Below are 510 nucleotides of genomic sequence, written 5' to 3'. Positions count from 1 at the left end.
AGTCAGGCGCAGCTCTTCGGTTCGCGCGGCCCGTTCACGCAAGGTCGGAACAAGCGCTTTCGCTCGTGCGACCATCAGCGAATAATCATCCCGATCCGGCGCCAGCTTCGCGTCGAGCCCGCGGCCAACCTCAACCATGGTCTCTTCCTTCGTTCGATCTCCAAAGCATTCGCACGATCGGAAAGGTCGGCACAGTTTATCGAGCGATTACCGGAGATCAAGACGCGTAACCCCGCCTGCAGCGCATTCAAGACACGGAACTGCCGCCGCTGCCCCCGTTGAGGCGGCGCTTACGGCCGTGACTGGTCAGTGCGCGACAGACGGCTTCGGTTAACAATCGCCGGTTTGCCGAAGGGCTACCTGTGAACCAGCAACGCAGAGAAGCCCGGTGGCCATTCGACCACCAGGCGCCCCAAGTCGTCGAACTGTCGACGGGGCTCAACTCGCCGCGCGGAATTGGACGAGCTCCTTTCGCCAATACAGCGTGTGGTGCCATGCCCAGGGCGAGAC

General features: G+C 62.2%; 1 protein-coding gene. It reads right to left on the bottom strand.

Going from position 1 to position 510, the window contains the following annotated elements:
- Positions 1-247: 247 nt before the first annotated feature.
- Positions 248-510, bottom strand: a 263-nt coding sequence (locus RX972_RS29300) for a hypothetical protein (RefSeq protein WP_316880804.1), incomplete at its 5' end; no start/stop codon positions are given.

The sequence above is a fragment of the Pseudomonas syringae group sp. J309-1 genome (genome assembly GCF_032582135.1).
Taxonomy (GTDB): Bacteria; Pseudomonadota; Gammaproteobacteria; order Pseudomonadales; family Pseudomonadaceae; genus Aquipseudomonas; species Aquipseudomonas quasicaspiana.
This window is presented reverse-complemented; position numbering and strand designations above follow the sequence as displayed.